The 14276-nt window shown below is 65.7% G+C and carries 13 protein-coding genes; 8 read left to right on the top strand and 5 right to left on the bottom strand.

Annotation, left to right across the window (positions count from 1 at the left end; genetic code table 11):
• Nucleotides 1–113 precede the first annotated feature (113 nt).
• Nucleotides 114–1535 carry a TolC family protein gene (locus ACUXST_RS12360; RefSeq protein ID WP_458390288.1) on the top strand — a complete coding sequence of 474 codons (1422 nt, stop codon included), beginning with the start codon at nucleotides 114–116 and terminating at the stop codon, nucleotides 1533–1535.
• A 7-nt stretch (nucleotides 1536–1542) separates the two neighbouring features.
• On the opposite strand, the gene ACUXST_RS12355 is transcribed toward ACUXST_RS12360, so the two are convergent.
• The 3 genes from ACUXST_RS12355 to ACUXST_RS12345 all read right to left on the bottom strand — a co-directional run bounded on the left by ACUXST_RS12355 (nucleotide 1543) and on the right by ACUXST_RS12345 (nucleotide 6221).
• On the bottom strand, nucleotides 1543–2265 hold the full coding sequence (locus ACUXST_RS12355; RefSeq protein WP_458390287.1) for a DsbA family protein: 723 nt from the start codon (nucleotides 2263–2265) through the stop codon (nucleotides 1543–1545).
• Entirely contained in the window at nucleotides 2265–3635 is a 1371-nt protein-coding gene (locus ACUXST_RS12350) for a M48 family metalloprotease (RefSeq protein ID WP_458390286.1), read from the bottom strand. The genes ACUXST_RS12355 and ACUXST_RS12350 overlap by 1 nt, the downstream gene beginning before the upstream one ends.
• Before the next feature lie 66 nt (nucleotides 3636–3701).
• Nucleotides 3702–6221 carry an Rne/Rng family ribonuclease gene (locus tag ACUXST_RS12345; protein ID WP_458390285.1) on the bottom strand — a complete coding sequence of 840 codons (2520 nt, stop codon included), beginning with the start codon at nucleotides 6219–6221 and terminating at the stop codon, nucleotides 3702–3704.
• 380 nt (nucleotides 6222–6601) lie between these two features.
• Between ACUXST_RS12345 and ACUXST_RS12340 the strand changes: the two genes are divergently transcribed.
• Genes ACUXST_RS12340 through ACUXST_RS12325 form a run of 4 tightly spaced genes read left to right on the top strand, consistent with a single transcriptional unit; the run spans nucleotide 6602 to nucleotide 12055 of the window.
• Nucleotides 6602–7528 (top strand): N-acetylmuramoyl-L-alanine amidase family protein, encoded by a 927-nt coding sequence (locus ACUXST_RS12340; protein ID WP_458390284.1) that lies wholly within the window; start codon nucleotides 6602–6604, stop codon nucleotides 7526–7528.
• Between the two features lie 39 nt (nucleotides 7529–7567).
• Complete coding sequence (locus ACUXST_RS12335) at nucleotides 7568–10201, top strand: penicillin-binding protein 1A (protein WP_458390283.1); 2634 nt, start codon at nucleotides 7568–7570, stop codon at nucleotides 10199–10201.
• Between the two features lie 41 nt (nucleotides 10202–10242).
• Nucleotides 10243–11370 (top strand): peptide chain release factor 2, encoded by a 1128-nt coding sequence (gene prfB, locus ACUXST_RS12330; protein WP_458390282.1) that lies wholly within the window; start codon nucleotides 10243–10245, stop codon nucleotides 11368–11370.
• Nucleotides 11360–12055, top strand: coding sequence for a class I SAM-dependent methyltransferase (locus tag ACUXST_RS12325; protein WP_458390281.1), 696 nt, complete (start codon nucleotides 11360–11362; stop codon nucleotides 12053–12055). The genes prfB and ACUXST_RS12325 overlap by 11 nt, the downstream gene beginning before the upstream one ends.
• Here ACUXST_RS12325 and ACUXST_RS12320 read toward each other — a convergent pair.
• On the bottom strand, nucleotides 12052–12456 hold the full coding sequence (locus ACUXST_RS12320) for a JAB domain-containing protein (RefSeq protein WP_458390280.1): 405 nt from the start codon (nucleotides 12454–12456) through the stop codon (nucleotides 12052–12054). The genes ACUXST_RS12325 and ACUXST_RS12320 overlap by 4 nt on opposite strands.
• A gap of 131 nt (nucleotides 12457–12587) precedes the next feature.
• Between ACUXST_RS12320 and ACUXST_RS12315 the strand changes: the two genes are divergently transcribed.
• Nucleotides 12588–13382, top strand: coding sequence for a thymidylate synthase (locus ACUXST_RS12315; protein WP_458390279.1), 795 nt, complete (start codon nucleotides 12588–12590; stop codon nucleotides 13380–13382).
• A 2-nt stretch (nucleotides 13383–13384) separates the two neighbouring features.
• Here ACUXST_RS12315 and ACUXST_RS12310 read toward each other — a convergent pair whose 3' ends face one another.
• A complete protein-coding gene (locus ACUXST_RS12310) occupies nucleotides 13385–13804 on the bottom strand; it encodes a hypothetical protein (protein ID WP_458390278.1) in 420 nt (139 codons plus the stop codon).
• Nucleotides 13805–13897: 93 nt separating this feature from the next.
• On the opposite strand from ACUXST_RS12310, the gene ACUXST_RS12305 reads away from it, so the two are divergent.
• Entirely contained in the window at nucleotides 13898–14041 is a 144-nt protein-coding gene (locus ACUXST_RS12305; RefSeq protein WP_458390277.1) for an entericidin A/B family lipoprotein, read from the top strand.
• 68 nt (nucleotides 14042–14109) lie between these two features.
• Entirely contained in the window at nucleotides 14110–14253 is a 144-nt protein-coding gene (locus ACUXST_RS12300) for an entericidin A/B family lipoprotein (protein ID WP_458390276.1), read from the top strand.
• The last annotated feature ends 23 nt before the right edge of the window (nucleotides 14254–14276 follow it).

Raw genomic sequence — 14276 nt, 5'->3', positions numbered from 1 at the left:
CTGACCCATGTTCCCTTAGCAAACGGAAGAATCGCTTCCCCATGGTCGTGCGCCAGCATGACGGGGCTGCGGGGGTCAGCAACAAATGGCAGCCGCGTTTCGGAGAGTGCCGAATGGGTCCGTACTTGCGTTTTCTGCTCGGCATTGCTGTCATGGGCTCGGGCGCCGCGGGTGCCGCAAATGAACCGCCCCTGCAGCAAAGTGGCGGCAACGATGCCTCGAATGGCGAGACGTACGACCTCTGCATCGACGATGCAGTAGCGCTGGCTCAGCAGCGCAGCTTCCGCACCGCGCGGGCGAAACGTTCGCTCAGCCAGAACGAATTGAGGGTGGCCAATGCCAAGTCCCAGTATTTGCCGAAGCTGACGACCAGCGTTGGCCTGAACCAGCAGGCGCGCGACCTTGCGTTCCGCGGCAACACCTATGCCTATGATGAAGCCAGCCTCGGTGAATTTCGTGGCAATGCCAGTGCCGACCTGTCGATGCCGATCGATGTCGGTGGCGTGATCCGCCGCCAGGTTCGCCAGGCCGACCTGTGGCGCGGAATAGCGGCGGAAGACGTCGCCAACACGGCGCTCGACGTCACCCTCGATGTGCAGACAGCCTATTTGAACGCGCTGCGTGCGCAGAACAGCGCGGACGCCGATGAGCGGGTCGCAAAAGAGATCGGGGACCTGCTCGCGCGCGCGGGGCCGAAATCGTCCCTCGGCAGCTTCCTTCAGGTCGAGCTCGCGAACGCCCAGCAGACTGCGCAGAGCAGTCGCGAGAACGCGGACAATGCGCAGGATGGACTGAAGCAGATCTTGCGGGTGCCGCCCGAAGCCCGCCTTCGGCTGACCAGCGACTTCCGCGGACGCAAGCAGCCGGTCGAGCGGGACGGAGTCCTTGCGCGTGCCCTGAGCCGCCGGCCGGATATCAAGTCGGCGCTGCTCAAGGTAAAGCAGGCGCAGACCTCGATGCAGCAGGCTTCGGATTCGCGTCGTCCGACCGTCCGCGTCGGCGCTTTCGCCAGTCAGCAGCTTGCCGGAGGAGCCGTGTACGACGGGCGCTACGACCGCCTTCGCCAGGAGGGTGGGCTGGTCAACATCAGCGTTCCGTTCGTCCAGTGGGACAACGGGCAGTTGCGCCGCAACCAGCAGGTGGCGCAGATCCAGCGTGAGCAGGCCGATGCCGATGTCGAGGAGCTGCGCGAGCGCGTTGCTTATGATGTCCGCCAGCAGCTGCTCGCCGTCTCGCGCGCCGAGAACCGCATCCGCAACCTGCCCGATCCCAAGCAGGCCCTGCAGGCGCTGCAGCGCGCCGAGCAGCTGCTACTGACCGCGCCGCCGGAGACGGCACAGGGGCTGGTCGCCCAGGTTTCGAACGCGCGGCAGGCGTGGCGCTCAGCCGAGACGGCGACCGCAGACGCCTACATCGACTACAACAACGCGGTTTTCAGGTTGAAGCGGCTGATCGGCGATAGGGATGCGCCGGCGGCAAACCCGACCGCGACCCAGATTCCGGTGCAGACCGTCGGGCCCGCGTTCGGGAAATGACCGGTGCCTAGCTCCTGGCGCGGGCTGCTGCGACCGCCTGCTTGAGAGCATCGTAGCCGACAGCGGAATTCACCACGCGATCACCGATTACGAACAGGGGCGTTCCGGTTGCACCGAGCTGGCCGGCGAGCTGGAAGTTGCGCTTCAGCTCGGCCTCGATCGCCGGGTCCGACGCGGGCTCCGCGGGAACGCCTGCAGCCTTCGCCGCCACTGCAATCGTTTCCGGCGCCGGACGTCCGGTTGCCCACAGCGTGTCGTGGAAGGTGGTGAAGTGCCCAGCCTTGGACGCCTGGAGGGAAAGGCGGGCGGCGATCACGCTGTTTGGCCCCAGGATCGGCAGCTCGCGGTAGACGACGCGCACACCGTTGTCCTCCTGCACCAGCCGGTCGATGGCCGGGTTGCTCGCCTTGCAGTAGGGGCAGGCGTAGTCGAAGAACTCGACGAGCGTGACGTCAGGTTTCGCCGAACCTTTCCACGAGCTTGCGAACGGCGTTTCGAGCGCAGCCTTGTTGGCCGCGATCGCCGGCGCGTACTGCGAGTCGCGCAGCCTCTCGGCAGCGTCGGCGAGGATCTGGGGGTCGGCCATCATACCCTGCCGGACGATCTTGCCGCTGAGATACTGAGGAACGGCGAAGAGGATCACGAGCGCGGTCAGAATGGCGCCGACAACGCCGCCAATAACCGCTGCTCCCAACGTTCCGCCGGTCCGCGGCGCAGCATGGTCGCTCACTAATCCCTGTCTTTCTTTTTGGTTTTCAACTCAGCCTTGGCGACCATGGCGATATCCTGCGCGCGAAGCCAGTCCGGGCTTCCCGACGGGATACCGCTCATCGCCAGGTTGGCGCTTGCAAGGGCAAGCTTGGGATTGTCCTCGAGGCTGCTGCGTTCGGCCGTTGCGAGTGCTGCCCGGCCTTCGTCGCCCTCATTCTCGTAGATGACGCCAAGCTGGTACCAGGCGAACGGATTGTCGTTGTCACGCACCACGGCGGACTTGAGGACTTGCTTGGCCTCGGCGAAGTTCTTGGTGTCTTCGGTGGCCACCAGCGCGTGGCCGAGCATCGATGCGATGAGCGGCGCCCGGCCCGACTGTTCGGTCGCTTCCCGGAGCGGCGCGATCGCTTCCGCCGGCTTGCCGGACTCAAGCAGGATCTGGCCCTTCAGCTCGAGGAAGAAGGGGTCGGCGGGAGTGGTTTTGAGCAGCGCATTGGCTTCCGACAGCGCTTTGTCCGGGTAACCGCTGACATGATAGGCGTAAGCGCGCGCGTAATGGCCGGCGACGGTTTGGTTACTCTCGGGATATTTGTGAACCGCATGACGCGGATCGACGAAGCCGATCAGCTTCGCCTTGACGCGCTGGAAGCGAGCTTCGAGCGCGGGGTCGGGCGGCTTGCCCCACGCCGGATCCTTCCGGAAGAGCTGTTCGAGAGCCTGGATGCGCTCCGATGACAGCGGGTGCGTGCGCGCATAGCTATCCGTGTCGTATACCGCGAGGCGATACTCTTCGTTCTGCAGCTTGCCGAAGAAGTCGAGCAGGCCTTTCCCGCTGACTCCCGCCTTGGAGAGGTAGCTCGCTCCGGCCTGGTCGGCTGTAGCTTCCTGGGTCCGTGAGAACGCGAGCAGCTTGCCCATCGCGACCTGCTGACCAGCCGCGAGCAGTCCCATGCCGGCCTCGCCAGCGCCGGCGGCGATTGCCAGCGCGCCGAGAACCAGCGTGGCGATGCTGATCTTCGAAGCCTGGCTCTCGCCATCATGGAAGCGGACGGAATGGCCGCCCGCCACGTGGCCCAGTTCGTGGGCGATTACGCCCTGGAGCTGGTCCACGTTGTCAGCGGCGAGCAGCAGGCCCGACTGGATGTAGACGGTCTGGCCGGTCGCAACGAAGGCGTTGATCTCCGGGTCCTTGAGCAGGACCACGGAGACGCTGTCCGGATCGAGCTTCGCCCCCTGGATGAGCGGGCGGGAGATGTCCTTGAACAGCAGCTCCGTCTCGGTGTCGCGAAGCTCCGAGAGCTGCGCCCCGCTGTCCTGTGCGAGTGCCGGCTGCCATGTCGACATGGCAAGCAGCAGCGCCGCCATGAACAGCCGGACGAAGCGGGACAACGCTGGTCTCATCTGCCTCGGCTTAGCATCCGAAGCGGTGAACCGGCGATGAAAAGCCGCCGACCGTTAGCCGAAGGTGCGCTGCCACCAGCCGCCGCGGCGAGGCTCTCCGTCCTCGTCCGAGTCTCCTCCGCCGCTATCGTTGCTTGCGGGCGGTGGGACCGGCGCTTCAGGCTCGGCCTGTGCAGGCTGTTCGACGGGCGCCGGATCGACGGCTACCGGATCGGCTGCCGCAGCGGCCGCCTTGGTCCGGCGCTTGCGCGCCGGCTTGGCAGGCGGAGCAATCTCCCCGGTCGTTCCCGTCGGCGGCGCGGCCTGGTCGACTGTCTCGGCGGGCGGTGCTTCTGCCGGTGCCGGTTCCGCAACGGCGATTTCGGCCTGCGGCTCAGAACCCGTCTCCGGCTCAGCGGCAGCCGGCTTACGACGGCTCCGGCGGCGCTTGGGCTGCGGCTCCTCAAGAGGCGCGGTTTCCGCGATCGGTGCTTCTTCCGAGACCGGGCGCTCGACCAGCGGCGAGCTGTCGACATCGACCGGAGCTTCGCCGCTGTCCGCGGGTCCCTGCTCCTCGCCGTGATCGGCGACGTGCTCGCCCTCGGCTCCGGGCTCACCGTCGCGGCGGCGACCACGGCCACCCCGACGGCGACGCCGGCGCTTGCGGCCCTGGCGATCGGCATCGCCTTCACCTTCGCCGTCGCGTTGACCCTGGCGCTGCCGCGGGGCGCGGTCGGAAGCGGCTGGTTCTTCCTCTTCGTCGCGCTCGTCCTCCTCGACCTCGTCGGTCTCATCATCGATCTCGTCGGCGGGCTCCTCGGAGAAAGGTACCGGCTCCGCGCGTGGGCGGGCGATCGGGCGGGGACCCGAGCTTTCGACGGTCATGCGTGCGCCTTCGAGGGACTCGTCGATCGCGACCTCAATGAACACGCCGTAGCGCTCTTCGATGTCGGCAAGCTCGGCGCGCTTCTTGTTGAGTACGTACACCGCAGCTTCGCGGCCGGCGCGTAGAAGCACGCGTTCGCCGCGGCCGCGGGCGGCTTCGTCCTCGATCATCCGCAGCGCAGCAAGGCCGGCGGACGACGCGGTCCGCATCAGGCCCGTGCCTTCGCAATGGGCGCAGGGACGCGTGGACGCCTCGAGGACACCGGTGCGCAGGCGCTGGCGGCTCATTTCCATCAGCCCGAAGGATGAGATGCGCCCCACCTGGATGCGCGCGCGATCGTTCTTCAGCGCTTCCTTCATCGCCCGCTCGACTTTCCGAACGTGGCCGTTTTGCTCCATGTCGATGAAGTCGATGACAACGAGGCCTGCCATGTCGCGCAGCCGAAGCTGGCGGGCGATCTCGGCAGTCGCTTCGATGTTTGTGGCAAACGCCGTCTGCTCGATATTGTGCTCGCGGGTGGACCGGCCCGAGTTGATGTCGATGGACACCAGAGCTTCGGTGGGGTTGATGACCAGATAGCCGCCGGACTTCAGCTGCACCGTCGGCTGGTACATCGCCGAAAGCTGGTCCTCGACACCGTAGCGCTGAAACAGCGGGGTGGTTTCGCTGTGCAGCGACACGCGGCGGACGTGGCTCGGCATTAGCAGCTTCATGAAGCCACGCGCCGCCTTGTAGCCGGTCTCGCCCTCGACGATCACTTCGTCGATCTCGCGGTGATAGAGGTCGCGGATCGCCCGCTTAACGAGGTCGCTGTCGCGATAGATCAGGGCCGGCGCGGTGCTGCCCAATGTACGCTCGCGGATCTCGTCCCAGAGACGCGCGAGGTAGTCGAAGTCGCGCTTGATCTCGACCTTCGTGCGGGAAAGCCCCGCAGTGCGGACGATCAGCCCCATGGTGGACGGCAGCTTGAGGTCGGACATGACCTGCTTCAGGCGCTTTCGGTCGGCGCCGTTGGAAATCTTGCGGGAGATCCCGCCGCCGTGGCTCGTGTTCGGCATCAGCACGCAATAGCGGCCGGCCAGCGACAGATAGGTGGTGAGTGCGGCGCCCTTGTTGCCGCGCTCTTCCTTGACGACCTGGACGAGCAGAACCTGGCGGCGCTGGATGACGTCCTGGATCTTGTAGCGGCGGCGCAGCGCCTGGCGCTTCTGGCGAAGCTCGTCGGCGGCGGACTCGTCGACCGGCGAGCGATTGGAGCCGGTTCCGGTCGCGACCGGATGCTCTTCATCACCGTGCTCGTGGTCGTCGGCGGCGTGCTCGTCTTCTTCGTCGTCGTGGTGATCACGATCTTCCGAGTCCGTATCGTGGAGGTCGTCCTCGTCGTCGAACTCGGCGGCGCGGAGCCGCTCTTCCTCGGCGGCGTGTTCGGCCTCTTCGCGGAGCAGTGCTTCGCGGTCAGCCTTCGGGATTTGATAATAGTCGGGATGGATCTCGCTGAAGGCGAGAAAGCCGTGGCGGTTTCCGCCGTAATCGATGAACGCCGCCTGGAGCGACGGTTCGACACGGGTGACCTTGGCTAGATAGATATTCCCTTTGAGCTGCTTGTGCTCGGCGGACTCGAAATCAAACTCTTCGATCCGGTTTCCCTTGACGACTGCGACCCGGGTCTCCTCCGGGTGGCGCGCGTCGATCAGCATGCGCATGGACATTGAAATTTCTCCGGGCGCGCCAAAGCGCCGGGCTGTGCCGGCGGCGCGCAGTGATGATGGCCGCGTTCCACGGCTGGAAGCCGTTCGCGCTGGCGGATGTCAGTGAAAGTGGCTCTGCTGCATGTGCCATCCCGCGTTCCGGCGCGAGAAAAGCGCCCGCGGCTTCGTTCGGAAGCGCGGCCGGGGCGTTCTGTGGCATCATGCGAGCTTCAACCTCGTGGGAGCCGCTGTCTTTCGCACCGACAGCCGGCAATTTGCCGGCGGAAAGCCGACGCGTGACGGGTTAGCACCCCATGGTTAAGCCCGCAACCATGCGCACCCGAAAACGGGGAGTAACAGCTGTAATTTCGCAATAACCATGTCTGCGTGATAGCTTGCGTGTGACGGAAGGGGTTGCTGGGGACGTGAAGGTGCCGATGATCAGCAGGACCGTGGCCGCAGGTGCGGTCGTGGCAGGCGCCGTCACGGTCGCCGCCCTGCTTCTCGCGAGCGCCGACCGTGGCGGTGCCACCACTGCGGCGGACGAGCACTCGCCGGCTGCCGTCGGCGAGGCGAGGCCGGGGGCACTGACCCTGGCTCTGCCGACTGCCGTATCGGACCGCATCTATGCCGGGGCTGCAGCAGCGGGCCGCCCGATCGTCGTCATCGATGCCGGACATGGCGGAACCGATCCGGGCGCAACCAGCGTATCAGGCCAGATTCAGGAGAAGGACCTCACGCTGGAGCTCGCCCGCGAACTTCGCGACGCTCTGGTCCAGCGGGGCCGCGTGCGCGTCGCGATGACGCGTGCCGACGACCGCTATCTCACGCTCGACCAGCGCGCCGATGTTGCGCGGCGGCTGGACGCCACGACATTCGTCTCGCTCCACATGGATAGTGCCCCCAATGCCCTTGCGCGCGGAGCGACGATCTACTCGCTGTCGGATGTCGCATCCGACGCGGAAGCAGCGCGTATCGCCGCGGCGGACAATGGCACGGCTACTTCGGACGGGGGAGGCGGCACGGTTGCTGCAATGCTGTCAGACCTCTCGATGCGCGACCAGATGAACGCGTCCGCCGAGTTCGCGACGCGCGTTGCCGCCCGTGCGTCCGGCCGGTTCGAGCTGCGGCCGCAGCCGCATCGCTTCGCCGCGTTCCACGTCCTTCGTCGGGCGGCAACGCCGGCGATCCTGTTCGAGGCAGGCTACATCAGCAATGCGGACGACGAACTGCTGCTTCGCGACCCGCGCCACCGCAAGGCAATCGTGCTTGCGCTTGCCCAGGCCATCGAAGCCGACGTGGCCGCCCGGTCGCGCGTCGAATCGTAACTTCTCTCCGCGCTCGGAAGCCGCTAGACGCTGGCCCGGATGAAGTTCGACCGCTTGACCGTCCCCTCCTGGCCGCTTCCAGATCTGGTCGCCTTCAATCGGCGCGTGCACGAACGCGTCGATCCGTTGTGGCGCCGCCGCTGGCTGCGCTGGCTGACCTGGTCGGCCCTTGGGCTGTTCACTCTGTTCGCCGCTATGTGGCTCTACTTCGCAGCGGGTCTGCCCTCGTCCGAGACGCTGCTCGCCTACGAGCCGCCGCTCCCGACGAACGTCCGTGGCTACGAAGGTGAGCCGATCCAGACCTTCGCGCGCGAACGACGGGTGGAACTGGCCTATGACGAAATCCCGCCGCTCGTCGTCCAGGCCTTCATCTCAGCCGAGGACAAGGGTTTCTTCCAGCACCACGGTATCGATTACCCGGGCCTAGCAGGCGCGGTATTCGACTACGCGGCGAAGAGCGTGACCGGCGGCGGCCGGGCCAAGGGCGGCTCGACCATCACGCAGCAGGTGGCCAAATATCTGCTGCGGGACTCGAGCTACAACGTGGGCCGCAAGGCGCGCGAGGCGATCCTGGCCTTCCGGCTGGAGTCGACGCTCAGCAAGCAGCAGATCCTTGAACTGTATCTCAATTCCATCTTCCTTGGCCGCAATGCGTACGGCGTCCAGGCCGCGGCGCGCGCCTATTTCGACAAGGACGTCAATGAACTGACGCTGCCGGAGGCGGCCTATCTCGCCGTGCTCCCGAAGGCGCCAGCCAACTACGATCCGGAACGGGCAACGCAGCGAGCGCTCGACCGCCGCAACTACGTGCTGCGGGAGATGTCGCGTAACGGCTACATCAGCGAAGACGCGTGGCGCTCGGCGGCAGCGACGCCGCTCGGTACGATCCGCTACGGCAGCAGCGAGAAATTCCGCCAGCAAGGTGGCTATTTCATGGAAGAGGTCCGCCGTGAGCTGATCAAGCAGTTCGGCGAATCCCAGGAGAATGGACCGAACAGCCTCTACGGCGGCGGGCTGTGGGTGCGCAGCTCGATGGTGCCGACGATGCAGGACGCCGCGGCGCAGTCCCTTCGTGACGGCCTGGTGCGGTTCGGCGGCAGCCACAACTGGGCCGACCTCGGCAAGAGCATCGACCTGGACAAGGACTGGGCCGCAGCGCTCGACCGCACGCCGGTCGGCACTGGCTACATCGACTGGAAAAAGGCCGTCGTGCTGAGCAAGTCGGGTGGATCGGCGACCATCGGCTTCAGCAACGGCACGCAGGGAACGCTCCCCGCGTCCGGAGCGTCGATGCCCAAGCGCGGCGTCGGCGGAACAGCCTTCGGCTTCTTGCGGCCAGGCATGGTCATCATCGTCAAGGAAGCCACGCCGGGCAACTACACGCTTCGCTCGGTCCCGCAGATCTCCGGAGGCATGCTCGCCGAAGAAGTGCACACCGGCCGCGTCCTGGCCATGCAGGGCGGCTTCGACGTTGTCGGCTCCAGTTACAACCGCGCGACGCAGGCGCTTCGCCAGCCGGGTTCGGCGTTCAAGCCGATCGTGTACGTGACCGCGCTCGAGAATGGCTTCACGCCGGCCACGATCGAGCTCGATGCACCGTTCTGCGTCTGGCAGGGCGCCGGCCTCGGCAACAAGTGCTTCGTCAACTTCGACCACCGCTCCGCGGGCCCGCATACGCTTCGCTGGGGTCTGGAACAGTCGCGCAACCTGATGACCGTTCGTGCAGCGTCGATGATCGGCATGGCCAAGATCACCGATACGGCGCGCCGGCTAGGTGTCGGCGATTATGGCAATTACCTCTCCTTCGCGCTCGGCGCGGGCGAGACGACGGTCGAGCGACTGGTCAACGCTTACGCCGTGCTTGCCAATCAGGGCCGTTCGGTGAAGCCGACGACCATCGACTATGTTCAGGACCGGCACGGCAAGGTCATCTACCGCTCCGACAACCGCTGCGCGCTGATGGACAATTGCAACGCTCGCGATTGGGACGGAAAGTCGATGCCGCGGCCGCCGAACCGCACGCGGCAGTTGCTCGACCCGATGGCCTCTTTCCAGATGGTCCACGTCATGGAAGGCGTCATCCAGCGCGGCACCGCAACCGTGCTTCGCGACCTCGACCGGCCGATGTTCGGAAAGACGGGCACGACCAACGGCCCGACCAACGTCTGGTTCGTGGGCGGCACTCCCGACATCGTTGCCGGCGTCTACATGGGATATGACAACCCCCGGCCGATGGGCGGCAATGCCCAGGGCGGACGCATCGCTGCGCCGGTGTTCAAGCAGTGGGCGCTCACCGCATTGAAGGACCAGCCGAAGGTGCCGTTCGTCGCTCCGCCCGGGATCCGCTGGGTCCGCATCGACCGCGCCAGCGGCAAGCGGGTGTATGGCGTCTTCCCCACGGTCGAGGACGCAAAGTCGCCGGTGATCTGGGAAGCCTTCCAGCCGGAGACCGAGCCTCGCCGCACGCTCCATGGGGCAATGGGCGATCCGTACAGGCCGGGCGCGCAGCAGCAGGCGCAACCGCGGCCGCAGCCTGCCCAGCAGGCGGTGCGGGCGCCGAAGCCGGCTCAACGGCGAACCAGCCCTGCGCCTAGGCCGACGCCTGCTCCCCAGCCTCCTGTCGCAGCACCGGCAACGCCGGTCGCCGCCTTGCCAACTCAAAAGGCCGTCTAATAAGCGCTTCTCAGAACAGTCATTACGAAAGCTGACCCATCATGCGCGCCGAAGCGCAGGCCCATATCGACCAGATCAATGCCGCAACCGCACTGCTGCGCCGCTTCCTGGACTGGGACCGTGCGCAGCGCCGGCTGCAGGAGTTGAACGCTCAGGTCGAAGACCCGACGCTGTGGGACGACCCCAAGGCGGCGCAGGAGGTCATGCGCGAGCGGCGGCGCCTCGACGAGGCGATCAACGCCACGCGCGCGATCGAGCAGGAACTGGCCGACACCGCCGAACTGATGGAGATGGCGGAGACCGAAGGCGACACCGACCTCGTCGATGACGGCGTCCGGACGCTCGCGGAACTTGCCGAGCGGGCCGAACGCGACAAGATCGCGGCACTGCTGGCGGGAGAGGCGGATGCCAACAACGCCTATGTCGAAATCAACGCCGGAGCGGGCGGCACAGAGAGCCAGGACTGGGCCGAGATGCTGCAGCGGATGTACAGCCGCTGGGGCGAACGGCACCGCTTCAAGGTTGAGCTGATCGACCACCATTCGGGAGAACAAGCCGGCATCAAGTCGGCGACCATCCTGGTGAAAGGCGAGAACGCCTACGGCAATTTGAAGACCGAAAGCGGCGTGCACCGGCTGGTTCGCATCAGTCCGTACGACGCCAACGCGCGCCGCCACACGAGCTTTTCAAGCGTCTGGGTGTATCCCGAAGTCGATGACGACATCGACATCCAGATCAACGAGTCCGAGCTTCGGATCGATACCTATCGGGCCTCCGGCGCCGGCGGCCAGCACATCAATACGACCGACAGCGCGGTGCGGATCACGCACGTGCCGACCGGCATTGTCGTCGCCTGCCAAAGCGAGCGATCCCAGCACAAGAACCGCGCGTCGGCCATGAAGCAGCTGAAAGCACGGCTGTACGAGGCCGAGCTGCAGAAGCGCGAGGCCGAGGCTGACGCTGCCAATGCTTCCAAGACCGATATCGGCTGGGGACACCAAATCCGTTCGTATGTGCTGCAGCCGTACCAGCTCGTGAAGGACCTGCGGACGGGGGTAACTTCGACTGCGCCCGCCGACGTTCTCGACGGCGATCTCGACCGTTTCATGGCGGCCGCCCTGTCGCAGCGGGTCACGGGCGAGACTGTCGAGGTAGAGGATGTCGATTAGGGCTGCCGCCGTTGGTGCCTTCCTCGCGCTCGGGCTAGGTGGCTGCCGCGCCAAGCCCACGGAGCCGCAGTTCCCCGTCGCCAACCGCGCCGTCGCGCCGACCGTCAGCAACGCCTTCTCTACCGAGGACGCCCGCGATCGTGTCGGCGAGGCCGAGGAAGTCATCCGGCTCGCGGGAGTGAAACGGGGCATGTGGGTAGCCGACGTCGGTGCCGGCGAGGGCTATTATACCGTGCGCCTCGCGCCGGTGGTCGGGCCGAAAGGCCGTGTGCTTGCCGAGGATATCGTTCCCGAAACTCGCGACCAGCTCAGCGATCGTGTTCAGCGCGAGCGGCTGGACAATGTCGCCGTCAAGCTCGGCGCCCCTGACAATCCGATGCTGCCGGAAGCATCGTTCGACCGCGTTTTCCTCGTCCACATGTACCATGAGGTGCAGTCGCCTTACGCATTCCTCTGGCACCTGCGTCAGGCCGGGAAGCCGGGCAGCGAATATATTGTCGTGGACTCGGACCGGCCGATCGAGCGGCACGGCACCCCTCCGAACCAGCTGAAGTGTGAGTTCGCAGCGCTTGGACTGCGCGCGGTCCGGTTTGCGCGGCTGGGTGACACCGACGTCTACCTCATGGCATTCCAGGTGGCGGGGCCGAGGCCCGCTCCCGAACAGATCAGGCCCTGCAAAGTCTAAAGCAGTCCGAGCCTCCGGAAGCTCGTGCACTGCTCTCCAGCGAAAACGAGGTGGTCGAGGATCGCGCAGTCGAGCGCTTCGGCAGCCGAGGCTAGCCGGCGGGTCGACCGGCAATCGGAATCGCTCGGCCGCGGATCGCCGCTCGGATGGTTATGCGCGAGCACGATGCCGGCGCTGCCATGGGCTGCAGCATCGGCGATGATGTCGCGGAGAGGAAAGGGACTTGTCGTCTCATTGCCGTCGTGGCGGGTGAGGTGCAGGCAGCGCGCCGTCTCGTCGAGATGCGCCACCCACAAGCTCTCCCGCGCCGGATCCGAGTCCGCGAGGCAGCCGGAAAAGAACGCCTGCGCAGCCGCTAGGCCGTCGAGCTTCAGCGGGAGTTCGGCACGCTGATGGAACATGGACCGAACCGTAGGTGAGGACACAGCCGCCGTCCCACCCGAACTTCATCCAGATCGCCAGATAATCGCCAAATCGGAGCAAACTGCGGCAGGCTCTTGGAGCCGCTGCATCGGCGGTTTAGGGTCCTGCAATGCGCCAGTACCTCGACCTCATGCAGCAGATTCTCGACCGCGGCGTACCACAGGAGGACCGCACCGGCACCGGCACGCTGTCATGGTTCGGAGCGCAGATGCGCTTCGACCTTGCGGAGGGTTTTCCCCTCCTCACCACCAAGAAGCTGCACTTGCGATCGATCATCGTCGAGCTGCTGTGGTTCCTTCGCGGGGACACCAACATTGCCTGGCTCAAGGAGCGCAAAGTTCGCATCTGGGACGAATGGGCGGACGAGAACGGCGATCTTGGCCCCGTCTACGGGAAGCAGTGGCGGGACTGGGAAGGTGCCGACGGCAGGCACATCGACCAGATCGCGCAATTGATCGAGCTCATTCGCAAGGATCCTGCGTCGCGTCGCCAGATCGTCACCGCGTGGAACCCGGGCGAGATCCAGAAGATGGCGCTGGCACCATGCCATTGCCTCTTCCAGACGCAAGTTGCGGCCGGCCGGTTGAACATGCAGCTGTACCAACGCAGCGCCGACATTTTCCTCGGCGTCCCCTTCAACATCGCCAGCTATGCGCTCCTCACCCACATGCTGGCGCGCGAGTGCGGCCTTGAGCCCGGAGTGTTCGTGTGGACGGGCGGCGACTGCCACCTCTACTCGAACCATCTGGAGCAGGCTCGTCTGCAGCTGGGCCGCGAGCCGCGCCCCCTGCCGCGCCTCGTGATCAAGGATCGCGGGCAGGGCCTGTTCGACTATGAGCCGGACGACTTCGCGTTCGAAGAATACGACCCGCACCCGCACATCTCGGCACCGGTTGCGGTCTGACGTCAGTCGGCGGGAGTGACTTCCGCGACGAAGAAGGGAATTCCGCCGCAGCGCTGCAGGTACGGGCCGAGGTTCGATTGCGCATAGCCGGCGGGCAAGCGGTTGCCGCCGATGACCACTTCCTGGTTTACCAGCATCGGCTGGTCGGTCTTGCCAGGCCGGTGAAAGATCAGCGAGGTGCCGTTGAAAACGCTCGAGGTTGGCCAAACCGGCAAGAGGCGCTCGCCGCCCTCGACCCGGAACATCAGGCACGCGTCCTCGTAGGTGAGGCTTCCCATCAACTCCTCCGCGGCGGCGTTCTCAACGTAAGGGATGGTCGGGACGTCGAGTGGCCGCAGGGGCCGGATATGGTGCGGCTGCTCGACGCGCGGCGTCGCGCAACTTGCCAACGCCAGCACCGCCCAGACCGCTTTGCGCATCATCCGAAACACCTCTTCCGAGAAAATAACGCTACCGCAATGGAGCCGTTCCTGCCGTTCCGGCGTTCATGCACGCCATCATACCAGGAGGATACTATGGTACAGAAAATCGCAACTGCCACGCTGATTGGCTTGGCCCTTGCTACCGCGGCTTGCAACACCGTCCGTGGTGCTGCCCGCGACGTGAACTCGGTCGCGAATTGCACCGAAAACGCGATCAACGGAACGCAGCGCTGCTAAGCACTCACTAGACAATTGGTTGCCCTCGCAGCCATGGTCATTCCGTACCCTCAACGGAAGGAGTGATCATGGCTCGCAAGGTTTTCGAGGTCTCTCTGATTGCAGCCGCGCTGACCATTGCCGCGTGCAATACGGTCCGCGGTGCGGCCGCCGATGTGGGCTCGGCTGCGAACTGCACGGAGAACACGATGAAGACCGGCTACTGCAGGTAGCCTGACGACCGAACGACCAAAAA

The organism is Sphingomonas sp. F9_3S_D5_B_2 (genome assembly GCF_054263715.1).
This window is presented reverse-complemented; position numbering and strand designations above follow the sequence as displayed.